We start from the raw sequence: 26,249 nt of genomic DNA, 5'->3' as shown, positions 1-26,249 counted from the left end.
GGTTCGACGCGAGGGGTATTCAACTACGGGGGTCAGTCGTCTCCGAGTCGGCGCACGCTCTCGTCGATGGCCCGAATCTGCTCCGTCTGGGAGTCGTTGATTGTCGCCACCGTCTCCACCTCCTCGGAGATGCGCTCGGTCTGTTCGACCAACTGGTCTATCATGCTCGCGACTTCCTCCGTCGACGCCGCTTGGTCGTCCGTCGCCTCCGACACCTCCTGAATGCCCTGCGTGGCGTCCTGTACGGCGTCGGTAATCGCTTCGAGCGTCTCCATCGCGGATTCGATTTCCGTCATCCCCCGGTCGATGCGGTCGGTCGTCGTTTCGAGGCTGTCGACTGTCGCCGCCATCTCGTCTTGGATGTCGTCGACCATCTCCTCGATGTCGCCCGCGTGACGCTGTGACTCTGCCGCGAGACTTTTGACCTCGTCGGCGACGACGGCGAAGCCGTCGCCCGCCTCGCCCGCCCGCGCCGCCTCGATGGAGGCGTTCAGCGCCAGCAGGTTCGTCTGGTCCGCGATGTCGTTGATGACCTCGACCACCTCGTCGATTTCGTCGATGCGTGCCGCCAAGTCGTCGACGTCGCTCGTCACCGCCTCCGAGGACTCGCTCACCCGCTCCATCGTCTCGATTGAATCGGTCGCCGCCGCCCGACCCTCGGTCGCCAGTTCCTCCGCGCGCTTGCTGGTGTCCGCCACCTCGTTCGCCGTCGACGCGATTTCCTCGACAGTCGCGCTCATGTTCGACACCTCGCCCGCCACCTCCGACATCGAATCCACCTGCTCGTCGGTCTTGTCGTCGATGGACGACGTGCGCGCTGCCACCTCCTCGGCGGAGTCGCGCAGGTCACCGATTGGCTCGGTCAGGTCCGACTCCACCTCGTCCATGAGTCGTTCGCGCTCGGCGACGCTCGCCTCCAGTTCTTGGTTGTAGGAGTGAATGTACGTGTCCGCGACCACCTGCATGTCGAGGTTGATGATGCGCAGGACAGCGAGCAGTTCCTCCTCCGCCACGTCGAGTTCGTCGCCGACGACGCGTTCGGCGGCGCCGGGGTCGGCGTCCGTCTCCTCGGTCAGTCGGTCGACCAACCGCTCGGTCACCCGGTCCAACAGGAGCGGAACGAGCAGGTCGTAGTAGACGCCGTACTGCCCGATGTAGTGTTTCATCGGCATGTCGAGCAGGTCGTGAAGCTTGCCAATCCGCGCGCGGTTGGCGAAGTAGTCCCGGCCGTAGTCGCCGTTCGCGAGCGTGACGAGATACGCCGACTGCGTCCGCTTCAGTTGCTCGATGGTCTTCTCCGAGCGCTCGATGACCGACACCGTCTGGTCGTAGCCGGTGAGGTTGTCGTAGAAGTCCTCGGCCACTTGGTCGGCGTGGTCACGGAAGACATCGTCCAGCGATTCGAGCCGCCGGATATCCGTCTCGTCGAAGCCGACGAACTCCTTTCGCCACTCGATTTCCGCCGCGTCGAGCCCGCAGTCCCGCATCAAGTCGTCGACCGAGAGTTGCGCGTTCAGACTACCCGTCCCGAACGCATCGTCGTACTGCTGCATGCTCGCAGTCGACCGTGCCGACGAGATAAACCCGTCCGCCATCGCCACGAACTGATAATCGGCACCGCCCGCTTACGACCTCACCGTGTCCCGCACCGTCAACACCGGGACCGGCGCCGTCCGAACGAGATGTTCCGCGACGCTCCCGAGGACGTACCGGTCGAATCCTGTCCGGCCGTGGGTGCCGACGACCAGCAGGTCGATATCGTGGTCCGTGACGTAGGACTGAATCGCCCGCGCGACCGACCCGCCGAACTCGACGCTCGTCGCCGCGGGGTCGACGCCGGCCTCCGTCGCCGTGGCCGCCGCCTCGTCGACGATATCTTGGGCCGCCGATTCGAGCGCCTCCGTCTGGATGTCGGCGCGCACGTCGAACCCCAGACTCGCCACGTCGACCACCGATACGAGATGGAGGGCCGCGTCCGCGACGCGAGTCACGTCCAATCCGACTTCGAGGGCTGCGGCCGAGGGGTCGCTCCCGTCCGTCGGAACCAGCACGGACTGATACGGATACCGAACGGTCACGTCGTCGTCGGGGCGGACGGTGAGTACGGGCACGTCCGAGCGCCGGACGACGCGTTCGGTCGTGCTTCCGAGGAGGAACCGCTGTAGACCCTGTCGGCCGTGTGTCGGCATGATGACGAGGTCGATGTCCGCCGATTCTGCGTAGTCGACGATGGTGGCGTACGGCTCGCCCTGCAGGACGTCGGTGACGGTCGGGACGCCGCGGTCGCTGGCGCGACTCGCCGCGTCCTTGACCGCGCGCGTGCCCGCCTGTTCGAGCGCGTCGATGACCTGTCCTCGGACTTGCGTGACGCTGTCTCGGGCCGTGTCCGCCACGTTGATGACGTGGACCGTCGCGTCGTGAGCGGCGGCCACGTCGAGGGCGTGTCCGAACACCTCGCTCGCGCCGTCGCTCCCGTCGGTCGGAAAGAGAATCTTGTCGAGCATACGACAGCCGTCGGCGCGAGCGGGTAAAAAACGAGGTGCCGAGCATCCGAGACAAAAGTTAACACGCGCCGGGCCGAAGAGCGAACGAGATGCCCACTCCGCCGGACCCAGCACCGTGTGACCCGGACGAACAGCTCTACGAATGTCGGGAGTGCGGCGCGCGGCTCTGCAGTTCGGCGTCGCCGACGGTCTGCCCGGAGTGTGAGGCCGGACTGATTAACCTGAGTCGGCCGCGGCCGGAGTAGCGGCCGGTCGCACTACTTCCGCCCTACACTCGGACAGAGCGCGCGGCGTCCATCCCGGCTCCGTCGGCCGTCGAGAACGCCACGGATCCGACTGGCGATAGTCACGTCGAATCTTTCAAATCTCGGAGTGCGTCGAGTTTCTCCTGTTCGGCCTGTTCGAGGTGGTCAGCGAACGCCTCGATGGTGTCTTCCTGTGTGTCCAGTTCGTCAATCAGCGTGTCAATCTCGTCGTCGGGGAGTTGGTCCAGTAGTTTCTGGGCTGTTTGGCGCTGTTTCCTGAGTTCCCGAATCAGGTCGTGGTATTCGCTCTTGGTGACCTCGTCGTGGATTGCGTTCAACCGGGTCACCACTGCCTCCTCGTGGGCCTGCCGTGACGCTCTGTGTGACTCCACGAAGTAGTGTAGCGACCCCGCCGTCGCACCGATACCGAGGACGACCCCTGCCTGTCCGAAGAGTTGGTTGATTGGTGTCCCCAGCAGAATCAGAACTCCGAGCCCCCCCAGAAGCAGTCCGCCGATGGAGAGCACTTTGGCCCGCTGCCAGTTCTCCTCTCGCTCCGTGGTCGGGGGTCCGAATCCACCGGGTGACGCTGTCCCGGCTATCGGCGTCTGAGTCGTCGACGTCTCCGTGGCTGTCGTCGACGTTTCGTTCGAAGCCGTATCGCCGTCGGCTGCGTCTCCGTCCGTCTCGTCCTCCTCCTCATCGTCCAGCATCGAGAACGGTTTATCTACCATATTATGTCAGATTACCGGGTGGATTGATTTAGTAGTGTGGGCTCGTAGACAGCCGTCGAAGCCGTCAATTTACGGTAGTAGCTGCCCCATCGGCGGTCGGCAGATCCTGTTCACGCGTGCGAAAATGTCAAAGGAGAGATGGACGAAGCGACTTCGACAGCCGCGTTCAGTACTTCAGGTCCTCGATTTTCTCCTTTATATCCTCGGCTTCCGCCTGCGCCTCTTCTTGGCCAACCGCCTCTAATCGCCGTTCGAGTTCCTCGACATCGTCGGCAACGTCGCTAATGTCCGACCGGCTCGGGCCCGAACCGCTGTCGCTATTGAGATACATCCAGACGGCTGCAACGATGCCGACGAGTCCGAGCAGGATACTCACGCCGACCGTCACCCACAACCCGTCGAGCGTGGTCCTGAGACTCTGGGCTTCGTTGACCGGAGACGACGACAAATCAGCGACGGCGGTCATCCGGGCAGGGGGGTTGTCCGGGACCTGCACACCGTTTCTGAGATACTCGTAGTTGACCTGTGCGACGTCGAGACGGTCGTTGCTCGACTGCAACTGTCGCGGGTAGGTCGTGAACGTTATCGTCACCGATTGGTCAACTTCCAGCGAGTCGATACGGTACACGCGCTGTATTTCGCCGCCACGGAACTGCAGCTCCTCGTCGACTTCGGCCGCACCGCTGGGCTCAATCGTCACACCGAACGAATCGAAGTCGACGAACGCCGAGTCCGTGTTACTGATGGCGACCGAAATGTTCGATATCTCCGTTTCCGTCGGTGACACGGTCACGGTGACGTCGACACCCTGTGACTCGTCGGACGTCGGATACTGCGTCGTGACGTTCACTCCGTCCTGTGTCGCCGTGTTCAGTTGCGACGGGGACGATTGGCTGATGGGGTCCTCAGTCGCACCCATCACTGAGCCTGGTAGTACGCTCCCGACGACGAGAAGTAAAACGATACCGAGACCGAGGGTAGCCCATCTTCCGTTCATACGAAAGACACCAGTTTATCAACATACATTAGTTTTTATCCTTTCTCGGGTTGATTCCACGGGCATCAGACGTAGCGAGAAGGGAGATAGGACCCGTCCGTCAGGACTACTCGGCCACGCCTCGACGACGTGTCAACAAAAACGTCGGGCGTACGTCTACTCGGTCTTATCGACCTGTTTCATGGACCCGGCGGATTTCTCATCCACGTCCAAATCGCTCAGCCGTGGATACGCGAAGTTGATGATGTCTGCGGGGTCGTTCTGGTCGACGTTGAGTTTGCCGGACAGTTGACCGGTCTGGTACCACTCCCGAATCGTGGCGTACTCGCTCGCATCGTCCATCGTCACGTCGACGTTGACGAAGACGAATCGGACTGTCCCCGGCGTACCGACCTCCAGTTTGCCAATCTCTGACACCTCCATCTTCGCCGCCTCGTCGGTCAAGAGGGACCCGTAACTGGAGTAGCCGGTCGCCTCCTTCCAGTCGTCGTTTTCGTGGCTCATCGGGACGACCATGCTCCTGTCGATGGCCCCGTCGTTCGCGAATCGCTCTTCGAGGCGTCCGAGGAGGTCACGAAGTCCGTCGACCAGTTCTGACTGCTCGATGACGTTATCCCTCGTCGCTTGCTGAATCGTCAACTCACCCTGCAGATGCTGGATGATGGCCTCCCTCGTGGGGTTCTCCGCGTCGTCGAGGTCGTATTCGGCCACCAACTTCGGGATACGGGTGTGGACGTCGTCCTCGGAAGTGGTGAAGTGGTTGGTGATTATATTTTCGGGGTTGGTTATCGGGAGCGTGCTGAACTTGCTCACTTCGCTCTCTTTCAGGTCGCTTTTCAGATTGACGAGAGTCGTCTGTTCGGTCGTCTCGATGGTCGCATCGAGATTTCGGATGGTGTCTTCGATATCTTCCCGCTCGGAATCGTACCATTCGAGGAGGTCCCGCAGCCGGTCGTGTGTGTTTCTGCGGAGCGTCATCAGTTCGTCTGCCACCTTCTCCAGCGACTGGTAGGTGTCTTCGGCGCCATTGACGACCTGTTGCATCTCCTCCAACCTGTTCGCACGTTCCTCGTCACCGCGCCGGAGCAGCCCCGGATTGCGCTCGTTATCGATGACGTCGTCGACGAGCGACTCCGCAACGCCCCACTTCTCGGCCGGGTTGTCGGCGTTGTCGTACTCCTCCTGCGTCTGTTCGCCGGCGTCCTCCACGACTTCCTGCCAGATGTCGTTGAGGTTGTCTTCGTAGTCTTGGGCGGCCTCGAATATCTCCGACTCCAAGCGGTCCTCCAATTCGACGTAAAAGAGGTACTTGAGGAGTAGCGACGCCTGTCTGTCCGGTGCGTTGATGTCCGCGACGAGTTCGCCGTCGTCGTTCGTGTCGTCGCTGGTCACGACCACCTCTGGTATCGTTCCGGGCTTGCTCTCCGCTCGGGATATCGGCGAGAGTAGGTCGTCGAGTTTGAAATCCTCCTTGAGGAACGAGATTTTGTCGTCCGTCGGACTCACGCTGTCCGTCGCACTATCTCGCAGGTTCTCCTCGCTAGTGAGATATTCGAGTCCCGTCACCGCCTCCGCTTGGTCTTCCGCGTACGAGACCAGCCGCCGGAGGTCCTCTTTGTCGATGTCGCCACTTTCGGGACGAACTTCGCTGACGCTCCCGACAGTCTCTTTCAGCGCCTTGAACTCTTCGCTGAGGTCGTTCAGGGCCGCCCGCTCTTTCCTGTCTCGCTGGAGGTTTGCCTCGGTTTCGACGTACTCCGCGACCTTGCTCCACGGGAACGAGTACTGAACCGCGTCGACCGTGTTGAGTTTCCGGTCTCTGAGGTCGGGATACTCGTCGTGCGGGTAGTTTTCGTCGTCTACGGCACCCGTCAGTATCGTGTACGCCGCGGTCCGTTCGACTTGCTCCGCGTACGGGTTGTCTTCCGCGTCGACGTTGATTTTGTCTTCGTCGACGCCGAGCAGATGGAACGCGCGTATCTTCCCTCGGTCGAACGGCAGCGACCCCGTCCCCCGAACTAGCTCGACGTTCTCGTCGTCCAGTTCGAGGTCTATCTCGAGCTCCGGCGGGTCGGTCACCGCTTTCACGTCCAGAAGTTCCCGTAACTCACTGAGGGCGCCGAACGCGTTCGGAATCGCGTCGGCGTCCAGCCCCATCATATGGTTTTCGTTCGGAGCGACGTCCAGTCGGGGCACCGTCGAGAGGCCGAAGAGCGTCATATCGTCGACGATGTTCCCCTCCAGAGCCTGCAAGAGACCGAGAATCATCGGCATCGTCCCGCTGCCGGTCCCCCCACCGAGCGAGTTCACCAGCCACACGTTGACGTTGGTACTGTCGCCGAGAAAGTCTTGGAAATACTGGTCGAAGTTCGCGATGAGTGTGTTTACGTTCGACGACTCGTCGAAGTGACCCCTCGCTGTCGGCCGATTCCGTTGGACTCCCCCGTCGGACGTCGGTGATTGGTCCGTCCGGTCGAGGTAGTAGTACTCATCTTGTTTCGTCGACCAGTCTTTCCCGCTATCTTGTACTTCGATTAGCCATCGGTCATCGATGACGTCGCTGTCAATGTCGTGGCTGTTGATACCAAGAAGGAGAAAGTCGTCCGCATCATATCCGTCCTCCTCAATGACCTGACTGAGGGTTTCGACGATGTTCAGCCCGGCGTCGCCGATTCCGATTACAACCTGCTTTGCCGACGGTCGAAGACCATCTGCCATACTACCTCGAAGGCAGGACTTCATTATATGAATTTGGGTGAACACGAGACGCTGCGCCACCCACAGAGTCACCCGTGAACTGCCGGTTACCGCGGTGAGCCGCGACCCGAATCAGCCGACAGGCCATGGTTCCGTCCCCGTCAACCAGCGTCACACCCGCCTTCGGCTATCCCAGCTGCCCGTGCTTACTCTGCTGTCGCGACCACGACACGTGCCGGGCGGATAACCCGGTCCTGTATCTGGTAGCCACTCTCCTGCACTCGGACGACGTGGTTCGGCTCGTACTCGTCGGTCGCCTCTTTCGAAACCATTCGGAACCGGTCGTCGTCGTACGGCTCCCCCGCTTCCGGTTCGATTCGGTCGAGACGCCCCGATGTGAGCACTTTGTCGAACTGTTTGCCGACAATCCGGAGGCGCTGCTCCGTGCCGTCTTCGAGTTCTTCCATCTCTATCGCGTCCATCAGCGAGTCCTTCACTTTGAGCATCTCCGCGGCCAAGTCCTCGACGGCGTATTTTTTGAGTTCCTCGTGTTCGCGGTCGTTTCGCCGCTCGTAGTCCGCGAGTTGCGTCTCGAGGGAGTCGAGCCGTTCCTGTGTCTGCTCGAACTGCGCTTCGAGGGAGTCGAGTCTCGAACTCACGTCCTCGTCGGCGTGCTGCCGTTCCCCGTCAGATTCGGACGTGTCGGCACTGTCCTCCGAGGCGGCCTCCTCGTCGTCCATCGCCTCGGAACTGGAGCGAGCACGTTCGTCAGCCGCCCGCCCGTCCCCCTTCGCCCCTCCGGAGGCGTGCTGGTCCGTGGTCTCTTTTCGGGCTTCCGCAGTGTCGGCTGCTGGGTCGTTCTCTTCCCGCTGGCCGTCGTCAGCTGTCGAGTCGTGGTCGGACATCTCAGTTACGAGACGCTTCACCCTCCGGACAGGTTTATTTTTCCCTGCCTGCGACGGCTCTCGTCACCACCGCTCGTGTCAGCTACCACGTCGGGGAGAGTCAGTGCCAGTCACTCGTACTGGAGTCGTGTACCCGGTGGCCGAGCGTCAAGACACACCGGCCGCGTATCTGTCTGTCGTCCGGCAGCGAGAGCGTCGATTCGTAACGCTCCGAGACGGATGGCAGAATCGTGTCGCCACGGACGAGTTGCGTCCGAGCGAGTGTCGTGTCGCCGTCTTCGAATTCGATGTACGCGTCCAGTTCTTCGGCCGGAACGTCGCCGAAGTTCGCGACGTCTGCAGTGACCGAGACTCCTCCGTCGGCCTGTGGGTCTGCGCTCCACTCGTGGACCAGCGTTGGGTCTTCGCCGACCGGGTGAACCTGTGCGGACGCGTTCCGGTAGTGTGGTGGCAGGTCGCCGATATCCCATCCGTGCCCCGTCGCCTCCAGCGTGTAGTAGTTCGTTCCGTCGTGTTCGTAGTAGTTACCGTCGATATCGACGTTCGGCGCGACACCGAGTATCATATGATGGTGGTTGGGGAGAACGATGAGTGCGACCTCACAGCCGAGTTCGCGGAGGAGCGCTCCGAGGAGAATGGAGGTGTCCTCGCAGTCACCCCCGTCGTGGACGAGCGTTTCGATGGGGTATTTTGGGTACTCGATTTGCCCGGTCGTCTCGTCGTCGGGGGTGTACTCCATGCTTTGAACGAACCGAACGGCGACGTTAATCTGCTCGCGCTGACCGAGTCCGAGGTCGTCGCCGAACGAGCGAACTTTGTTCGCCAATGAGGATACGAACGGTTGGTCGAACGGGTCCGAAATGTACGTCCCGAAGCTTCGCGTCCGGTGACGCTCGGTGTAGTATTCGAACAGTGGTCCGGGGACGGTGACTTCCCACGTCTCCGAATGCCGTCCATACCGCCACCTAAAGCGCCGAAGGAACCCGTCCTCGTCGTCCGTCCGAACCGGTTTCGAGCGCCCCGACCAGCCGTCGAACCCAGACTCCCAGTCGGCGTCGAAATCACGGTCCCGTGTCGTGCCTGTCGTCCTAAACGTCACGTCGGCACCGTCCATCGAATCGACGATATCGAACACCTCCGAGACGAACGGCTGCAGCGCCTCCCGACGGTCTCGGTCTATCGCTTCCAACTGCTCGCGAAACCACGCCTCGTCGTGATGCTCGTCCCGCTCCCGGAGCAAGGATTCGACGAGTTCGCTGACACTCGCCGGTCGTCCCTCGGAGCCATCCATACTCCCCCGTCGGTCGTATGTTAACTTATATACATCGCTGGAGGGGCCGATGGAACTTCGCCGATAGCTACGGACAGCCCGCGAGGCTTCGGGACGAATAGTTAACACGAACGACTACGTTGAGGCGAGTATCAGATGACAATCGATATCGACGCCGCGGTCAGTAAGGTGCTGCCGTCGTCTGGTGGCGAGACGACAGTCGAGGTAACGCTGGACCCAGTGGCGAAGGCACAACCCACGACCAGACACGTCGCACTACTTATTGATACGAGCTTTTCGATGGATGGCGAAAAGATACGGAACGCGAAACGGGGGTCGAAACAGGCCCTACAGGAACTCGACCCAGACGACTACGTGAGTATCGTCGGATTCGATTCGTCTGTCGAGGTGGTCACGCCGATGACTCGATGGGGCGACGTCACCCAAGCGGACGTGGAGGCAGATATCGACGCCATCGAGGCCGCAAACGGGACGGACATCTATAACGGATTAGAGACAGTCCGGGACCAGTTGGTCGACGATACGCCGGATAATCCGCGAGCAGTCAAGCGCATCATCCTGTTGTCGGATGGACAGGACCGATTCGAAGCCGACACGTACCGTGACCTCGCGGCCGAGTACGACGACGACGGGCTCTCTATCATCGCCGCGGGCATCGGCCGTGCGTACGACGAGGCCGTCATACTCGCGCTTGCGAACGCATCGGGCGGCGAACCGGTCGATCTCTCGGAAGACGCCATCGACCACTTCTTAGAAGAGACGGTAGGTAACACCGAGAACGTCCTCGCATCGAAACCGGTCCTCGATATCGAGCCGGAACAGGGGTTCATCGTCCCGGACGACGAAGCGTACTTCGAAGCGCCGACGACCGAAGAGCGCGCAATCGACACCGACGCGTCACCGAACACGCTGGCGTTGCCCGAACTCGAAGTGGGGAGTCAACAGCGGTTCACCTTTACCGTACTCGGACAGCCGAAGTCGGCCGGACTGACTCACGAACTCGCGACGCTTCGCGTTCGCGATGCGACGGGGTCGGTACTCGCGGAGACGACTGCGAGCGTCGAGTACTCCGCAAACGGTGGCCTCGCGAGAGCGGGTATCGAGCGGGCACGAGCGGCGTCCAAAGTGCGAGTGGACATTCAGGACCCCGACGTTTCGAAAACTCGCGTCGAGGAGGGAATCGAGCGATTGCGGGACGAAGGCTGGGACGACACGGCAGACGAGTTAGAGCGCGATTTGCGGCGGGCAGATGAGGATGGTGGACTCATCCGTGTCAGCAAAACCAAAGTGAACTCTGATTGAAATGATGGGGCGTAGCACGGCAGGCAAGCAGGAGCGACGGCGATTATTGACGCTCTAGGCTCGCGGAATAATCCGTCTCGCGCCCCACAATCGTCGTACCGCGACGAATAGCGTGGGGCACGTGCCAATCGTGCGCCCGAGCGTAGTGTCGTCCACCAAAAATATTATCGAACCACCGTGAATGGATATCCTGTATGGCCAGTGAGAAGATTCTGGGAATCGACCTCGGAACGACCAATAGCGGGATGGCTATCGTGGAAGCCGGGGACCCGCAGATGCTACAGAACAACGACGGGCAGCGCTTGACTCCGTCCGTCGTCCACTACGACGAGGACGGAAACGCGCTGGTGGGTCGGCAAGCGGTCGACCGAGAACCGGCCGAACCCGACCAAGTCATTCGCGAAATCAAGCGCCACATGGGCGAGGAGGATTACACCGTCAAAGTGGCGGGCAACGAGGTCACCCCCACGGACGTGTCGGCCGAGATTCTCAAGAAACTCAAAGCGGACGCCGAGGCCTATCTCGGCGACGACGTCGAGGAGGCTGTCGTCACCGTCCCGGCCTACTTCACCATCAACCAGACGAACGCAACGAAGGAGGCCACCGAACAGGCGGGCTTCGAGACGACGCATCTGCTGAACGAACCGACTGCGGCCGCACTAGCCTACGGCAACGGAAAGGACCTCGACGAGACGCTGTTGGTCTACGACTTCGGTGGTGGGACGCTCGACATCTCTCTCATCGACGTCGCCGACGACGAGTACAGGGTCTTGGCCACCGACGGCGACAACCGATTGGGTGGGGCAGACTTCACGGGAGCGATGATGGAGTTACTCGCCGACCGCCACGAAGACGAACACGGCGAGTCGCTGCTCGAGGACGAGGATGGCAACAGACGGGACGAAATCTGGGCGAACCTCCGCTCGGAAGCCGAAGAGACGAAAATCGCGCTCTCGAGCAACGAGGAAGCCGAAGCACTGGCTCCGTTCTTGGGGCAGATACAGGGAGACATAGTCTCGATGGACGAGACGGTTACGCGGAGTACCTTCGAAGACGCGACTGCGGAGCTACAGGACCGCGCGATAGACCCCGTCGAGACGGTGCTCGACAAGGCCGACATGTCGGCCGACGATATCGACAACGTCCTACTCGTCGGTGGCTCGACCCGAATTCCGGTGATTCAGGAGCAACTGGAGGAGTACGTCGGCGTGGAACCGACGATGACGCTGGACCCGGACAAAATCGTCTCGCAGGGCGCGGCGGTGTACGCACAGCGGGAGATAGAATCCGGGTATCGGTGTCCCATCTGCGGCGAAGAGTACGACGCACTGCTGACACTGAACGAGCACTACGACGACCGGCACAGCGATACCGACGAAGAGGAGTACGAATGCTCTCACTGTGACCAGACTTTCGAATCGGAAGACGAGCGACAGCGACACCAAGCGACAACCCACGCTGGCGGTTCCGACGACGAAGAGAGCATCACGGAACGTGACAGCGGCATCACGGACATCATCTCTCACTCGCTGGGGACGAAACTCGAAGACGGCAGCATGGCCGTTCTCATCGAGCAAGGGACGAACATCGAGGACGCGGAGGCGACAGACCTCTTCACGACGACGGGGGATAACCAGACGGTCATCCCCATCGGTGTCCACCAAGGGGAGAGCGACGTGGCCACAGAGAACGAGAAAATCGGTGAGGTTCGACTGACGGACATTCCGCCGCGACCCGCTGGCGAACCACGCATCGAGATAACCTTCGACTACGACCAAGACGGTATCCTCCACGTCGAGGCCGTAGACAAAGACAGCGGCGACGAGGTCAACGGCGAAATCGAGATGTGAGCACTGCGCCCACGCCGGCGTCCCGTTGACGCGCCACCCAACTCTCGGTTCGTGCGGGTGCCGACAGGAGACGATGCGCAGAACGGTCGGTAGCCGAACGTCAGGGGCGGCGCTGGCGATACCCGCCAGCGCGGCGAACGAGACGCCCGGCGACGACGCGTCACTCCCATCTTTCTGACATCTGGCAGCTGGCTGGTCGCCATCGCGCTGGTTGCTGGCATCGGAATTACGACCGTCGGTCCCGGCGGTGTGTTCGTCACGGCGGCGCTCTACGAACTGACCGACCTCTCGTCGGCGTCCTCGTCGGGTGGCGCCTCGACCATCGCGTCTCGCCGCACCGACTGCGACTCGTCCTCGCCGGCGTTCTCGTCGCCGTCGCGGGCGTCGTCGCCCCCTGAGCGGCGGCTCGCGACACCCCATCGGGCAGAAGGTTTTTGACCGAAGATGGGGTCATCACAGCCCCATGACCGAGTCCCCCGCGTTCGACGAGTCGTCGTACGACATCTCCACGGTCGACCTCCACGACGACCGCTACGAGGTCAAGCAGTCGATGGTTCGGAACAAGTACACCGTCCGGGACAGCGCCGGCGACGTCGTCCTGCGCGGGAAGCAGAAGCTGTTCAAGTTGAAAGAGGAGTTCCCGTTCCTGAACGGCGACGACGAGGACGCGTTCACCGTGAAGGCCGGGGGCATCATGGACGTCGCCGGGAACTACACCATCACGGACGCGGGCACGGGCGAGGAGGTGGTCGTCCTCGACGAGGATTTCTCGCTGTTCGCGGAGAACTGGACGATTCGCGACCCCGAGACGGGCGCGACGCTGGCGACGATTCGGACGAAGAACAAGCTTCTCGCGGCGCTCCGCCACCTCATCTCCGTCGCCAACCTCATCCCGAACAAGTACGAAATCTTCGACGCGAACGGCGACCACGTCGGCGACATCGAGGGCCAGTTCTCGCTCCGCGACGCCTACACGGTCAACATCGACGACGCCAGCAACGTCCCGAAGGAAGCGGTCATCGCTACCGCCTGTATCCTCGACGCCCTCGAAAACAAGTAGTCGGGGCGGCCCCGCCTCCGGCCGGCCGCCGACGTACCGCTATCCTCGCCGAACGAGCGTGTCGTCGTCGAGATAGCGGTCGAGTGTGTCGGCGTCCTCCTCTATCGTTTCGAGATGCTCGCGTAGCATCTCGGCGGTCGCTTCGTCGTCCATTCGCTCGGTCAGTTCGATGTGCTCACGCATCTGGACGGCCAGCGTTGCGTAGCCATCGAGGTCGCGTTCGAGCGACGACCGCACGTCGTACTGGTGTGGCGATTCGATGTACAGCGGCGCGTGCTGCCGGACACCCATCGGCCCACAGACCGGTACGCCGCCGAGCGCGTGTACGCGAACGGCGAGCGCGTCCGTCATCTCGCTGAGCCGGTCGGCAGCGTCCTCGAGAACGTTCCTGACGCTGTTCGATTCGGCACCCTCGACGAGCCAAGAGTGTTTCCGGACCTGATTGAACAGGATGTACTGCCCGGAGAGGTCGGCGTTCAGGGCCGTAACTATCCGCGCCGCGGCGTCGCGATTGAGCCGAAGGTCGTTCTCACCGACGGTGTCCCACTCCCGTCGAACGTGCTCCGAATCGGGTTGTCGGAGATGCGGTGTACTCGCCATTATCAATCGCGCCCCCCAGTCCGGACCAGCGTATCGTCTTCCAGATAGTGCTCTATCTCGTGAGCGACCGCTTCCAGTGTCGGCAGATGCTCACGCAGACGCTCGGCCGTCGTCGAGTCGCCGCGTTCCTTCGCGAGACGGACGTGGTTGCGCATGCTCGCGACGAGGGTGGCACAGCCTTCGAGGTCACCCTCCAGCGAGGCACGGAGGTCGTAGAGGTCCTCGGCCTCGAGGTGAACCTCGGCGTGTTCCTGAATCGTCGGCGGCGTGTTCGGGGGGATGCCACCGAGTTCGACGATGCGAATCGCGAGGTCGTCGTTGATGGCACGGACCTCCTTGTAGGCGTCTTCGAGGAAGTCGGCGACGTCGTGGAACTCGGCCCCCTCGGCGGTCCAGTAGTGCTTTCGCAGGAGATAGAACAGGTTGAACGACCCGGCGTGAGAGACGCTGAGCGCGTCGACGATGGCTTCGGCGTCGTCGTGGTCGATTCGGAGCGCGTTCGGAGCGATGGTGTCCCACTCCTGCCGAACCTCGCCAGTCTCTGGCTCCCGGACGAGACCGATTTGTTTCTTTGCCATCGGTTATCTACCGAGTCGCCTCCCCGAGGGCGAGCGTGTCGTCTCCGGGGTGTGTGACTCCGCGAGCGGTACTGTCGGTCCGGACAGGGATGCCCGACTCGTGGCGCGGCCCCTCTTTGGTACTCATTGACTAGATATGCGGGGCGTGCTCTTATAAATCTTATCAGGAATAGTATATGTTTTAGGCGAGCCAAACTTTGAGGGAAGGCTGGTGGCGATTCGACGGGTCACAGATACGTCACGTGGCTGGTGAGTTCCGATTCGAAGCGGTACGGACGGCGCGACGACTCAGCGCCGATACCAGAGGCCGGCGCCGACGAGAATCGCCACCAAACCGAGAACGAGCGGTGCGAGTACGAAAAGCGGATGCCACGGGTCACACCCATCACAGCGTCCCGCGCTGACTCGCGTGGCGACGGTCAGATGGAAGTAACTTCCAGTTCCCACCAGACCAATCCCCGCGAGGAGAGCCAGCCCACTCAGTAGTTCGGTCCCGCTCCAATCGCCGCCGACAATTCCGTTCGAGGGCATAGACGACACTTGGCACGATTTCTACCCCTGCGTGAATAGTTCTACGGCATCTCCGGTCAGGAGTCTATCTACACGACTTCCCGGCGGTTGGATACACCCAGCGAGAACGACGAGTACCGCCGCGACGATTGCCGTGCGAGGCCGCATCTCTTGGGACAGCGGGTCCGACACCGAGTTCACAGACGCTCCAAAACGGCGTCGAGAACCGACGTCGTCGCCGGCCGATGGAGGGGTTCGTTCTCGTTCCCGCACTGCGAACTCATCAGACACGCCGGGCACCCCGTTTTCGGGTCGCAGTCGCAGTCGGCGACGCGTTCGCGGGTCCGCGTCGCAACCTGTTCGAACTGGTCGTAGATGCTGTGGGCGAACCCAACCCCGCCCTCGACGGCGTCGTGAATGAACCACACCGGCGACCCGACTTCGGGGTGCCGGACGGTGCTCAGCCCGCCCATATCGGAGTTGTCGAGTCTGAGTTCGAGCGGCGCGAGCTGTATCATCCCGTGTTCGGCGCCGTGGAGGCCGCCGCCGAGCGTCCACTCGCGGTCGCTCATCGCCGTCTCAGGGGGCGCATCGAGCACCGATTCGCGCGGAACGGCGTCCATGACCCTCTCCAGAATTGATTGGGGAAGTTCGACCCACATGAGCTGTGTCCGCAGGGAGAGCGGCGGGACGCCCGTCGGCTCCGGGGCGCCGACCGTCTGCCCCGTCTCGATGTCGATTCGCTTGTAGGTGTGATACTCCACCTCGACCGTCCCCGCACCGGCGTGGAGTGCGACCCCGTCACCGAGGTCGATAGACCGCTCGCCGACCACGTCGTGAATCCGCTTGTCGCTCATCGTCTGCGTGTATTCGCGCGTATCGACCGCGCGAACCTCGACGACCGGCTGTGGTCGGTCCTCCAATATATCGGTCACTTCGTACTGCTGGCCATCGTAGAGCGCCAGCGCGCCGGGATGGTAGTCGCGGTACACTCGCTCCTTGTCCAGCGGCTCCATGTCGATATCGCCGTTCGTACACCGAACCACGTACTGGTCGTCCGTCGTGGCGTACATCGAGATGGCCGACTGCGGGCGGGGTGGCCCGTCGTACTGTACGCCCCGGCCCAAATCGCCGATGACTTGACCGGCGTCTCGCCACATAGCGACGGCGCGTTCGAGCCGAGACAGCGGACCGAACCACTCGCTGTCGGCCTCCGTCAGCGGGCGCTCGGCCGCGGCACAGAGCACGTGTCGGGCGTAGACCGCGTCGTTCGTCAAATCGACCACCGCGTCCTCGACGTCGTCGCTCAAGAGGTAGTCCGGATGGTCGAGGATGTACTGGTCGATGGCGTCGCCGCGCGGCACGAACACCGAGAGGGCGTCCGAGACTCCCCGTCCGGCCCGTCCAATCTGTTGCCAGAAGGATTGGCGCGTCCCCGGATAGCCCGAGAGAACGGTCGCATCGACCGACCCGATGTCGATGCCGAGTTCGAGCGCGTTCGTCGAGAGGACGGCGTCCAGCGCCCCGCCTTTGAGTTCGTTCTCGATGGCCCGACGCTTTCGCTTGCTGAGGCCGGCGTGATACGGCTCGACCGACAGATAGCCGTCGCCGGGATGGGACCGGGCCGCGCTCGTCGCCTGTTTCACGCCGACTTCCGTCCCCTGTCGTGACCGGGCGAAGGTGAGCGTCTGCACCCCGTTGAGTCCGAGATGGGCCGTGACGCTGGCGGCTTCCTCCGTCGCGCTCCGTCGCATCTCGGGGACGATTTCCGCCTCTGGCAGGTCCGGTCCGTCCGCGTCGTCGACCGGTGGCTGCCAGAACGCGATGTCGCGTCGCCCGCGGGGACTGCCGTCGTCGTCGACGACGCTGAACTCGGCGCCGGTCAGCGCCTCCGAATGCGCCTCCGGGTTCCCAATCGTCGCCGTCGAGCAGACGAGTTGCGGGTCGGCGCCGTAGTAGTCGACGAGTCGCCGCAGTCGACGGAGCGTCCACGCGACGTGCATCCCGTGGATGCCCGTGTAGGTGTGGCTCTCGTCGAGGACGAGCAACTCGCAGTTCCGGTAGACGTCGCGCCACTTCACGTGGTCGTTCAGATAGGCGTTGATGCCGGCGAAGTTCGAGATGACGATATCGGCTTGGTCTCGAATCCGTGGTCGGCGGTCGCTGGGCGTGTCGCCGTCGTACTTCTCGGCCGTCGCGTCGACGCCGAGACGGTTCAGAAGGTCGTTGACGGCCTGTTCCTGGTCCGTGCTGAGCGCCTTGGTCGGATAGAGAAAGAGCGCCCGAGCGTCGGGGTTCTGCCGCTTGAGCAACGCGAAGTAGAGGGTGTATATCCACGTCTTGCCCGACGCCGTCGACGTGGCGACCGTCACGTTGTCGCCGGCCTGCAAGCGTTCGAGCGCCGTCGCCTGATGGGCGTAGAGGTCGGTGTCGAGGGCCGTCGCCAACTCGCTCGGGAGGACAGTCCCGCTGTCGACGTGCGCGGCGTCCCGGGCCGGTTGCGTCTGCGTGTGGACCAACTGGTCGTCGTATTCGGGGTAAGACGCCCGAAGCGTCTCCGGGCGGAGGCGCGCTCCCACGAGTGAGTGGTCAGTCATCGTCAGAAATCACCGAGCGTGCCTTGTGTGGTCGTCGACGAACTGGATTCTCCCGGCCCGTCGCGCCCGCGGTCGGTCCGCGAGGCGTCTGCCATCGCGTCGAACACGCGAGCGAGCGCCCGGACGTCGTCCTCGCAGTACCGCTGGTGTCGCTCCCAATCGAGTTCCGTCTCGGCACAGGGGTTGGACTGCCAGCGCTGGAACAGGCGGGCGACCGCCGCCCCGCTGAGTCCCGTCTCGTCCGACTCCCAGCCCAGCGCCGCCGCCACGTCTTCGAGTTTGTTGGTCCGGCCGGGGAGTATCGCGTTGCCGCCATCGGTCGCCCAGCGGAAGGGGTCGAACAGCCACAGGTCCCGCCACGCGTCGAGATACTCCGGGCAGTGGCGTTCGACGTGTTCTTCGAGTACGGGGAAGTCGAACCCGTGGCCGTTGTACGCGACGACCGGCCGGTTCTCGGCGGTGTCGGTCAGCCACGACACGAACTCGGTGACGGCCGCGCCGGGGCTGTCGGGGTCGCGGGCGAGAAAGGAGAGATAGGATTCGCTCCCCTCGCGGTCCAACACGCCGATGAGCCAGACCATCGTCGGCGAGAGGCCGTCGGTTTCGATGTCGACGAAGACGGGGTCGGCACGCGGAAAGCCCTCGTCGGCGAACCGGACGACGTCGCCCTCGACTGTCGCCGTCGCGCTGTCGACGACTGTCGCCGCCGTGGCGCGACCGAAACCGGAGAGGTCCCGAATCTCGTTGACGCCGGCCGTCGCGACGTCCTCGCGGGACTCGAACCCCGCCGCTCGGAGGGCCTCGGCGCGGGTTCGCCCGACTTGGTCGAGCGTCCGAAGGCCGAACTCGTCCGGCGAGAACGTCCGGGTCGACACGACGCCGTCGGCGTGCAGTTGGAGATGGGCGACGCCGTCCCGCTGTTGGCCCTGTCGAACGTTCGCCCCGGGCATGACACCCTGCACCAGTAATCCGTCCCACTCGGCCCGATACGAGGGGTTGGCGTTCGTACTCAGATGGGTGTAGGAGCCGCGAGCGGACTGGAGCGCGGTTTCGTACGCCTCCCGGCCCTCCAAGCGAGTCTCCAGACGCGTCAGTTCGACGTCGACGGAGAGCAGGTCCGAGAGCAGGTAGCACTCGCCGGCCGCGAGCGACTCGTCCGAGAGCGACGCAAGCCCGTCGAGACTGTCGACGATAGCCAGTCCGACCGACCCGTTCGTGTGCGTCTGGACGCCCTCGGCCGTGTAGCCGCCGACGGCCGCCACCCGACATCCGTCGGGAGCGAGTTGACGAAGGCGATGTTCGTGTTTCGGGTCGATCACGACGACGACGTCCGGGTCGACGAACCGAATCGAGTCCGCGAACTGCGCGCGCGTCAGTCGGGTGAGCGCCGACTCCGAGTAGACGAGCAGGTCGAGTCGGTCCGGGGTCGTCATTCGAATACGTCTTCGATACCCGCTGTCGATACAAGAAGGCTCGGGGCTGTCGGCCGGCCCCCGACTCGACCTTTCACCGCCCAATCGTCCCCTGTCGCGTAACCGGCGCGTCGGGATTGATGGCGAAGGCGACGACGGTCGAATCCTCGGTTGCGGTGACGGCGACGTCGCTCTCGGCCGTTACGAGCGCACTCTCGGTGTGTCCGACGGGCACCTCACTGACCTCGACGGCTCCGTCGAAGACGTACAGATAGGTGTGCCACCCCGCCCGAGACGGCAGCGTGGCCGTGGCACCGGCGTCGAGCCGGCAGTCGTAGAAATCGACGTCGTTGCGGGCCGTGAGCGGGGCGTCGCTCCCTTCGGGACCGAACAGGTGCCGCCAGTCGTTTGCGGTCGGCGCGGGAATCGGCTCGTGCTGGATGCCCGGTTCGAGGTCGAGGCTGTGCGGGCGGACGAATATCTGGAGCATCCGCAGTGGCGGGTCGTCGGCCAGCGTCTCCTCGGCGTGCCAGAAGCCGCTGCCGGCGTTCATCACCATGAGGTGGTCGGCGTCGGTGACGAGTTCGTTGCCCTGCCGGTCGTCGTGGCGCATCACGCCGTCGGGCACCCACGAGATTATCTCCTCGTTGCGGTGCTGATGCATCCGGATGAGCGTTCCCGGGTCCATGAACGACTCGACGACAGTCGCGAGCGGGCCGTACCCGTGGTCGTCGTGGTCGGGGACAGCCCGCCCGGGGAAGTTGAAGTGAGTCCGGAACGCGCCTTGATTCTGCGAGACGGCCGTTCGCGGCGCCGTGTAGATGTGAGAGGGGGTCCGTACCGAGGGCGACTCGTCCATTGCCTCGGTTAATCCCCCGAGCGCTATATGGGTTCTGCGGGCTGACTCTCTGAACGCGTCACGAGAGCGCGTGGAGGCCGTCCGCGTCGCCGTAGTACACGTGGTCGCCGGCGAGTGCGAGTGGATACCCACCGAACGAGTGCCCGGGCGTGGTGGTCCAGAGTCGCTCGCCGGAGTCGGCATCGAATCCGTGAAGAACGCCCGATTCGGCGGGGGGTTCGCCGTCGGTACAGGTTCGCTCCTGCGAGTCGTTCGCGGCGGCACAGACCGACGGCGAGCCGGGGTCGGCCGCTCCGGTGACGACCACGCCGTCGCCGACGGCCGGCCGTCCGAGCATCGCGCCGTCGTAGCGCCAGCGCTCCTCGCCGGTCTCTCGGTCGAGTGCGACGAGCGAGCCGTCCGGCGGGTCCGTCGTCGCCCGATACGGCGCCGCGAACACCGTGTCGGCCGTCACCGAGACGGCGGCCACGCCCCGCCACGTGAACGTCGACATCCAGTATTCGTCCGTCTGGGTGAGACCGTACTTCCGAACGGCGCCCAGCGAGTCGGACAGACGGTCGCCGTACTGCGGAACGAACAGGACGCCGTCGGCGAGCGTGGGCGCCATCGTCCACGGCCGCCAGCCAGTCCGAATCGTCTCCTTGACGGTCGGCGCCGAATCGCGGACGAGTCCGGTGGTCATCTCGCCGGGCGCCAACCGCCGAATCCGCTCGTTCGTCACGACGGCGAGACGGTCGTCGCTCGCGACGAGGGCCGGATACCGGGCGGTCGAGAGTCGCCACCGTCGCTCGCCCGTATCGGCGTGCAGCCCACAGACCGATTCCCGACCGGTGACGTAGACTGTTCCCGCCACCTCGTACACCTCGCTCGGTTCGAAGTCGTCGACGTCGCTCCGCCAGCGCTCGTCGCCGGAGTCGGCGTCGAGTGCGACGACTGCGTCGTCGGTACTCACGTAGAGCCGTCCGGCGACGTAGTAGAGGCCGCCACCGAGCGATTCGCGCCAACGCTCCGACCCGTTGCGAGAGACGGCGACGATTTCGTCCTCGGCACTCGCGTAGACGGCGTCCGGACCGGCGATTACGGACGTCACCGTCTCCGATGTCTGCACTCGCCAGTCCTCTGACGGGGATTGCCGAGGGGGCGTCGCGTGTGGATTGTGGCCCGTATTCTGCGGGTCGTATCCAGCCATCGGCCACGTGCCTGCGGCCGGCTTCGTGACCGATATCCGTCTCTCGGCCGGACCCGTCCGGTCCGTCGGAAGTCCGTTACAACCCGCGACGCCGACGAGACTGACGGCACTCAGTTGGAGGGCTCGTCGCCGGGAGAGGGGACCCATGCGTGTGGCCACGCTAGTCCGGCGGGACACTTAATCGGCGTGTGAAACCCGTTCGGTGCGAGGTGGCACAGGTCTTTTCCGCGATTCCGCCGTATCGAGCGGTATGCGGACCGTCTTTCACCATTCGGATGCCGACCGCCACTCGCGGACCGTCTCCAACGTCGCGAACCTCCTCGACGACGAGACGGTCACCCTCGACGACGTCGCTCTCGTCACGAACGCCGGGGGCCTCGAACTCGTCGTCGCCGACTCCCCGGAACGCGAACGCGTCGAAGCCCTCCTCGACCGAGGCATCGCAATCAAGCAGTGCCGGAACACGCTCCGCGGTGCCGACGTGACGGCGGCTGACCTCATCGACGGCGTGGAGATTGTCCCGTCCGGCGTCGGCGAACTCACGCGTCTGCAGGACGCCGGCTACGCGTACATCTCGCCGTAACCACGGATGACGCGGAAAACCACTCGTCGACGACTGCTCGCACTCGGTAGCGCCGTTACCACGGCGGCGCTCGCCGGTTGTTCCGGAGGGGTTCCCGGTACCACGGAACGGGCGTCCGCCGTGGTGCACGAGGATTCGGCGACCGAACTCTCGTGGGACTTCCCCACCGCGTCGGACGAGGCGGGGTACGTCGGCTACGTCGAACTCGCTCGCGAACCGCAGTTCGACGCCGGCGACCCCACTCCCACCGCCGGCTTTCACGTCAACGCGAGCGTCGACCCCTCGTCGGGCTACACGCTCGACAGATTCACTTTGCGGCTGTCGACGCCCGAAACCTACCATCAACGACACGGCGACGTGCAATATCTCGCCGAACCGCCCGCGACGTCGGGGGCGTTTCGCACTCGCTACCGGCGGTATCCCACGCGTCGAGAGTTCGTCGTCGCGTTGCGTGACGCCGCAGTCGACGGCACGCTCCAGTTCCCGCTCCTCGTTCGCGACGCCGACACGCTCCCGTCGGCCCTTCGGTGTTCCGTGTCGCTTGCGGCGTCCGAGTCGGGGCCGCTCGGTAGCCGCCTCCGAATCTCGGAGACGGGGTCCTTCGAATTCGGCGCTCCCGAGGGGCAGACGTGACTAAAGGCTCGTTTTGAACCTCGTGAACGCTTACGTTCGCCTCCCCAGTAACCGCTGGTGATGGCCCTCCAACTGACAGACGCTATCGTCGACGGAAGCAGACGCGTACTGACTCGCAGTGGCGGCATACTGTTTGCACTGTTGCTCGTTCACCAGACCTTGCTGGTCACGTCGCTCAACACCCTGATTGCGGCGGAGATTCCGCCGGCGGCGGACGCAATCGGCCTGACACTCCCGGTTTCCGGGCCGGTCGCTGGCGCCGTCCTCGTCGTGGCGCTAGTGCTGAACGCCACCTACTTCGTGGTCCTCGCACGGGCCTTCGCCCGCCCGCTCTCGGCGCTCTCGTCGTTCCCCGCCGACCTGTACACGCGTCGCATCGGGCGGGCGACGCTCACGATGTTCGTCAGCGGCGCTCTCGTCTGGCTCGCGACCATGCTCGGCCTCCCCTTTCTCCTCGTTCCGGGGCTGTTCATCGCCGCCAGTTTCATCTGTGTCATCTTCGCCGTCGGCGTCGAGGACCGGGGCGTCGTCGGCGCGGTCAAGCGAAGTTGGGCGCTCGCTCGCGGGAACCGCCTCCGACTGATGGCGCTCGTCTTCGCCGTTGCCGTCGCGGGTGCCGTGGTCGGATTCGTGCCCTCAGTCCTCCAGATGGCCGGTGAAGCGGCTCTCAGCGACCTCGCGAACATCGGTCTCAACAGCGTCCTGTTCGTGTTCGTCTACGGCATCGTGGCCGCAGCGTATCTCCAACTCGCCGACGAGGACGACGGCCGCGGTGGCGCCGACGCCGCCACGGCCGCGGGCACGGGACACACGCCGGAGCTGTAATCGCGGCGAGACGGCGTCGCCGAACGATTAAATCCCGTTTTGATGCTACGTCCGACCTAATACCGAACACGCGAAGATGGCGGTATGCCATCGACTGTCGCCGCGTTCAAAGACGGAACGACCCTGCTTCGCGAGAACCCCGTCCTGTTACTTGCCGGACTGTTTCTCGCGGCCGGGAATCAACTGTCTCTGCTCGGGGATGCGGTATCACGACCGCTTCTCTCGGCCGCCGTCTCGCTCGTCGGCTTCCTCGTCTTTCCGTTCGTCCTCGGCGGCTTCGTCGGGATGGTGCAGACGGCGCTCCGGAACGGGACGCCGTCGCTCGGAACCTTCGTGACCGCCGGGCGAACCCACTACGTGCGCCTGCTTCTCGGGTCGCTACTGTTTGCACTCTTGGTGCTCGGCGTCGCCATCGGAGTGGGGATGGGAAGCTTCGCGCTCGGCGTCGGGGTTATCGCCGCCGGGTCGGCCGACGGGACGATAGCGTTCGCGACGATGGTCGGGTCGGCCGTCGTGTGGCTCCTGTTCGTTCTGGCCGTCATCCTGTTCTTACAGTTCTACGACGTGGCAATCGTCGTCGAGGAGTCGGGCGTGACCGACGCCTTCCGCCGGAGCGTCGCCCTCGTTCGGACGAACCTCGCGAGCGTCGTCGGCTTCTCCGTGCTGTGGGGACTGCTGTTCAATCTCGTCTTGCTCCCCGAATATCTCGTCGAGTCGTCGCTGACAGCCACCAGTCTGACCGCGTCGGTTCCGTTCGGTGGCCGGCTCCCGTTCGAAGGCGGAGTTCCGGTCGTGGACGGCCTTTCGCTCGGCCTCCTGATTGCGGTCGGAAGCGTCGTCTCCGTCGTCGGCTTGAGCTATCTCTACACGGTCTACACGGCGTTTTACGTGCAGCTAATCGCCGAGTCGCCCGAGCCGAAGTCGAAACGATGATTCACCGAAACTACATATCCGAAGCCGAGCGTATCTACGTCGATACGCGACCCCTCCAACGATGACGCGACTCCTCCCCACCCAGACCGACGCCACGGTCGAACGAAGCGACGACCCGTCCGTCCTGAGTCTCGACGACGACGCGACGCGAGACGTCATCGAGGCTCTGTCCTCCGAGACGGCGTACGAGATTTTCCAGTTGCTCAACGAGACGCCCGCGACGCCGGCGCGCATCGCCGACGACTTAGACCAGAGCGTGCAGAACGTCCACTACCACCTCACGAACCTCCACGATTCGGGCGTCATCGAGGTCACCGACACGTGTTACTCGGAGAAAGGCAGGGAGATGGACGTCTACGTCGTCGCCGAGGACCCCACGCTCATCTTCCTCGGCACCGAGGACGACCGACCGGGTCTCAAGCGGGCGTTCAAATCGGTCGCATCCCTGCTCGGCCCGCCCGCGATTCTGCTCGCAGTCGGCGAGTCGCTCTCGCGACTCGTCTCCGTCGACTGACCCCCTCCGAAAGATTTCTCGTCCGGGCGACGGAACCACACCGGACGTGTCCCCGACTATCGAGGCGCGCGACGACGTCGACGGCTGTGGCTGTCTGGACTGTCGAGACGTCGAGACGGCGACGGTCCGCCGGTCGGTCCTCGACACCCTCGTCTGGTCCGCCCGCCTCTTTCGCTCGCGGCCCTCCATTGCCCTGTTCAGCGCGGCCATCGTGCTCACGAATCGACTGCTCGAAACCGACAGCCTGCAGGCCATTCCGACGCCCGCGGTGAACGGCCTCGAAGCCGCGACGGCGTTCGCGTTCGCCGTCTTGATTCGGGCGTACGTGGGCGTCGTCGTCGCCGGCGAACTCACCGACCGCGTGACGGCGTGGGAAGCCCTCCGCCGAAGTCTCGCTCGCACGCCGGCGCTGGTCGGCGTGTTCACCCTCGTCGTCGTCTGTGTCCTATTCGTCCCGTTCGTCCTGTCCGTTCCCCTGTTCGTGCTCGTGGCCGCTGCCGCCGGGAACCCCGTCGAACTGGTCGGCTTCCCCGTTGCCGCGGCCATCGGTCTCAGCGTCGTGGGCGTTCCCTTCCTGCTGTTGCTGTTCAAGTTCTGGTTCGCGCCCGAGGCGTGTGTCATCGGCGGCTACGGCCCCCTGAAATCGCTCCGGCTCAGTTGGCGCATCACGACGAACTACCGGCGGAAATTCGTTCTCGTCGCCCTCGTCGTCGCGGGAAGCGGGGTCGGCTTCTTCCTTCCCGGCTCGCTACCCGAAATCGGGCACGGACTGGCGCCGCTCGCCCCCGTGCTTCGAGTAGTGTCGGCGAGCGCCGGCGAACTCCTCTCAGTCGTCTGGGCGGGCGCCTACGCACAGCTCTACGTTCAGGGAGTCGTCGACTGACTACTGTCCGCCAGCACCGTCAGTTAACTGCGTGTCGGGCGAAGGCCGCCCCATGTCCCTCCGCGCGGAACTCACTCCCCACACCGTCGCCGTCGGCGGCGGGGGCGTGTACGCGACGCTCGTCCTCTGGTGGCTGTTCTCGTCGGGCGTGTCGGTGTCGGGGAACGGAACCACGGTGATTTTCGGAATCGCGTACGCGTGGATTGGGATGTTCCTGACCGGCGCCGTCCCGCTCTATCTGTTCGGTCGCCTCTCGCTCGTCACGCCACCGCTCGCGACGCTCTGGATACTCGGCGATACGGTCTATCAGTGGGCGTACGGAGCGCATCTCCATCCGCTCTCGTCGTATCTCACCGTCTGGCCGCTCCTGCTGGGTCTCGTCCTCGTCGTCTCGCTCGGCGAGGCGGTGGTTCGGCGCGCGCTGTATCGCACCACCGGGCGATTCGGCCTGTCGCCGGTCTTCTGAATCGCCGCGCGCGCCGTCAGGGGAGGTAGGTCGCGAGGACGTCGACGACGCGGTCGAGCCGCCGGTTCAGTCGCTCGCGGTC

General features: G+C 63.9%; 25 protein-coding genes and 1 pseudogene. 12 read left to right on the top strand and 14 right to left on the bottom strand.

Features of this window, described 5'->3' with window-relative positions; all coding sequences use genetic code 11:
* Positions 1-32: 32 nt before the first annotated feature.
* A complete protein-coding gene (locus ACQUSQ_RS02610) occupies positions 33-1,553 on the bottom strand; it encodes a globin-coupled sensor protein (RefSeq protein ID WP_435066944.1) in 1,521 nt (506 codons plus the stop codon).
* A gap of 72 nt (positions 1,554-1,625) precedes the next feature.
* The gene (locus ACQUSQ_RS02605) at positions 1,626-2,504 is read right to left on the bottom strand and encodes a universal stress protein (protein ID WP_435066943.1); all 879 of its coding nucleotides are present in this window, start codon (positions 2,502-2,504) and stop codon (positions 1,626-1,628) included.
* Between the two features lie 89 nt (positions 2,505-2,593).
* On the opposite strand from ACQUSQ_RS02605, the gene ACQUSQ_RS02600 reads away from it, so the two are divergent.
* Entirely contained in the window at positions 2,594-2,749 is a 156-nt protein-coding gene (locus ACQUSQ_RS02600; protein ID WP_435066942.1) for a rubrerythrin-like domain-containing protein, read from the top strand.
* Positions 2,750-2,850: 101 nt separating this feature from the next.
* Here the strand turns inward: ACQUSQ_RS02600 and ACQUSQ_RS02595 are convergent, their stop codons facing one another.
* The 5 genes from ACQUSQ_RS02595 to ACQUSQ_RS02575 all read right to left on the bottom strand — a co-directional run bounded on the left by ACQUSQ_RS02595 (position 2,851) and on the right by ACQUSQ_RS02575 (position 9,373).
* Positions 2,851-3,483, bottom strand: coding sequence for a hypothetical protein (locus tag ACQUSQ_RS02595; RefSeq protein ID WP_435066941.1), 633 nt, complete (start codon positions 3,481-3,483; stop codon positions 2,851-2,853).
* 166 nt (positions 3,484-3,649) lie between these two features.
* A complete protein-coding gene (locus ACQUSQ_RS02590) occupies positions 3,650-4,402 on the bottom strand; it encodes a hypothetical protein (RefSeq protein WP_435066940.1) in 753 nt (250 codons plus the stop codon).
* Between the two features lie 234 nt (positions 4,403-4,636).
* Complete coding sequence (locus tag ACQUSQ_RS02585) at positions 4,637-7,198, bottom strand: tubulin-like doman-containing protein (RefSeq protein WP_435066939.1); 2,562 nt, start codon at positions 7,196-7,198, stop codon at positions 4,637-4,639.
* Between the two features lie 185 nt (positions 7,199-7,383).
* On the bottom strand, positions 7,384-8,082 hold the full coding sequence (gene grpE / locus ACQUSQ_RS02580; protein WP_435066938.1) for a nucleotide exchange factor GrpE: 699 nt from the start codon (positions 8,080-8,082) through the stop codon (positions 7,384-7,386).
* A gap of 100 nt (positions 8,083-8,182) precedes the next feature.
* The gene (locus ACQUSQ_RS02575; RefSeq protein WP_435066937.1) at positions 8,183-9,373 is read right to left on the bottom strand and encodes a hypothetical protein; all 1,191 of its coding nucleotides are present in this window, start codon (positions 9,371-9,373) and stop codon (positions 8,183-8,185) included.
* A 135-nt stretch (positions 9,374-9,508) separates the two neighbouring features.
* On the opposite strand from ACQUSQ_RS02575, the gene ACQUSQ_RS02570 reads away from it, so the two are divergent.
* From ACQUSQ_RS02570 to ACQUSQ_RS02555, 4 genes and pseudogenes are all read left to right on the top strand, one after another.
* Positions 9,509-10,675, top strand: a complete 1,167-nt coding sequence (locus ACQUSQ_RS02570) for a vWA domain-containing protein (RefSeq protein WP_435066936.1) — start codon at positions 9,509-9,511, stop codon at positions 10,673-10,675.
* A 194-nt stretch (positions 10,676-10,869) separates the two neighbouring features.
* Positions 10,870-12,525, top strand: a complete 1,656-nt coding sequence (locus tag ACQUSQ_RS02565) for an Hsp70 family protein (protein ID WP_435066935.1) — start codon at positions 10,870-10,872, stop codon at positions 12,523-12,525.
* Positions 12,526-12,693: 168 nt separating this feature from the next.
* Positions 12,694-12,840: pseudogene (locus ACQUSQ_RS02560) on the top strand (sulfite exporter TauE/SafE family protein); the annotation flags it as partial.
* Positions 12,841-12,988: 148 nt separating this feature from the next.
* Complete coding sequence (locus ACQUSQ_RS02555; protein WP_435066934.1) at positions 12,989-13,585, top strand: LURP-one-related/scramblase family protein; 597 nt, start codon at positions 12,989-12,991, stop codon at positions 13,583-13,585.
* Between the two features lie 39 nt (positions 13,586-13,624).
* Here ACQUSQ_RS02555 and dpsA (ACQUSQ_RS02550) read toward each other — a convergent pair whose 3' ends face one another.
* From dpsA (ACQUSQ_RS02550) to ACQUSQ_RS02520, 7 genes are all read right to left on the bottom strand, one after another.
* Positions 13,625-14,185: a DNA starvation/stationary phase protection protein DpsA gene (dpsA, locus tag ACQUSQ_RS02550; RefSeq protein ID WP_435066933.1), complete on the bottom strand. Its 561-nt coding sequence runs from the start codon at positions 14,183-14,185 to the stop codon at positions 13,625-13,627.
* 2 nt (positions 14,186-14,187) lie between these two features.
* Positions 14,188-14,763: a DNA starvation/stationary phase protection protein DpsA gene (dpsA, locus tag ACQUSQ_RS02545; RefSeq protein ID WP_435066932.1), complete on the bottom strand. Its 576-nt coding sequence runs from the start codon at positions 14,761-14,763 to the stop codon at positions 14,188-14,190.
* A gap of 288 nt (positions 14,764-15,051) precedes the next feature.
* Positions 15,052-15,294 carry a hypothetical protein gene (locus tag ACQUSQ_RS02540; protein ID WP_435066931.1) on the bottom strand — a complete coding sequence of 81 codons (243 nt, stop codon included), beginning with the start codon at positions 15,292-15,294 and terminating at the stop codon, positions 15,052-15,054.
* 176 nt (positions 15,295-15,470) lie between these two features.
* Positions 15,471-17,870: a DEAD/DEAH box helicase gene (locus tag ACQUSQ_RS02535; RefSeq protein ID WP_435066930.1), complete on the bottom strand. Its 2,400-nt coding sequence runs from the start codon at positions 17,868-17,870 to the stop codon at positions 15,471-15,473.
* A 2-nt stretch (positions 17,871-17,872) separates the two neighbouring features.
* A complete protein-coding gene (locus ACQUSQ_RS02530) occupies positions 17,873-19,303 on the bottom strand; it encodes a ribonuclease H-like domain-containing protein (RefSeq protein WP_435066929.1) in 1,431 nt (476 codons plus the stop codon).
* A gap of 73 nt (positions 19,304-19,376) precedes the next feature.
* Positions 19,377-20,141 (bottom strand): pirin family protein, encoded by a 765-nt coding sequence (locus tag ACQUSQ_RS02525; RefSeq protein WP_435066928.1) that lies wholly within the window; start codon positions 20,139-20,141, stop codon positions 19,377-19,379.
* A gap of 58 nt (positions 20,142-20,199) precedes the next feature.
* Positions 20,200-21,330: a PQQ-binding-like beta-propeller repeat protein gene (locus tag ACQUSQ_RS02520; RefSeq protein WP_435066927.1), complete on the bottom strand. Its 1,131-nt coding sequence runs from the start codon at positions 21,328-21,330 to the stop codon at positions 20,200-20,202.
* Between the two features lie 250 nt (positions 21,331-21,580).
* Here ACQUSQ_RS02520 and ACQUSQ_RS02515 point away from each other — a divergent pair, with 250 nt between their 5' ends.
* The 7 genes from ACQUSQ_RS02515 (at position 21,581) to ACQUSQ_RS02485 (ending at position 26,167) form a co-directional block, all read left to right on the top strand.
* Positions 21,581-21,913, top strand: coding sequence for a DsrE family protein (locus ACQUSQ_RS02515; RefSeq protein ID WP_435066926.1), 333 nt, complete (start codon positions 21,581-21,583; stop codon positions 21,911-21,913).
* Positions 21,914-22,036: 123 nt separating this feature from the next.
* On the top strand, positions 22,037-22,546 hold the full coding sequence (locus ACQUSQ_RS02510; RefSeq protein ID WP_435066925.1) for a hypothetical protein: 510 nt from the start codon (positions 22,037-22,039) through the stop codon (positions 22,544-22,546).
* 60 nt (positions 22,547-22,606) lie between these two features.
* Positions 22,607-23,371 (top strand): hypothetical protein, encoded by a 765-nt coding sequence (locus ACQUSQ_RS02505; protein ID WP_435066924.1) that lies wholly within the window; start codon positions 22,607-22,609, stop codon positions 23,369-23,371.
* Positions 23,372-23,455: 84 nt separating this feature from the next.
* Positions 23,456-24,304 (top strand): hypothetical protein, encoded by an 849-nt coding sequence (locus tag ACQUSQ_RS02500; protein ID WP_435066923.1) that lies wholly within the window; start codon positions 23,456-23,458, stop codon positions 24,302-24,304.
* A gap of 61 nt (positions 24,305-24,365) precedes the next feature.
* On the top strand, positions 24,366-24,818 hold the full coding sequence (locus tag ACQUSQ_RS02495) for an ArsR/SmtB family transcription factor (protein ID WP_435066922.1): 453 nt from the start codon (positions 24,366-24,368) through the stop codon (positions 24,816-24,818).
* Between the two features lie 46 nt (positions 24,819-24,864).
* Positions 24,865-25,701 carry a hypothetical protein gene (locus ACQUSQ_RS02490; protein ID WP_435066921.1) on the top strand — a complete coding sequence of 279 codons (837 nt, stop codon included), beginning with the start codon at positions 24,865-24,867 and terminating at the stop codon, positions 25,699-25,701.
* A gap of 52 nt (positions 25,702-25,753) precedes the next feature.
* Positions 25,754-26,167, top strand: coding sequence for a hypothetical protein (locus ACQUSQ_RS02485; protein ID WP_435066920.1), 414 nt, complete (start codon positions 25,754-25,756; stop codon positions 26,165-26,167).
* The last annotated feature ends 82 nt before the right edge of the window (positions 26,168-26,249 follow it).

This window comes from Haloplanus sp. C73 (assembly GCF_051195115.1).
Taxonomy (GTDB): domain Archaea; phylum Halobacteriota; class Halobacteria; order Halobacteriales; family Haloferacaceae; genus Haloplanus.
This window is presented reverse-complemented; position numbering and strand designations above follow the sequence as displayed.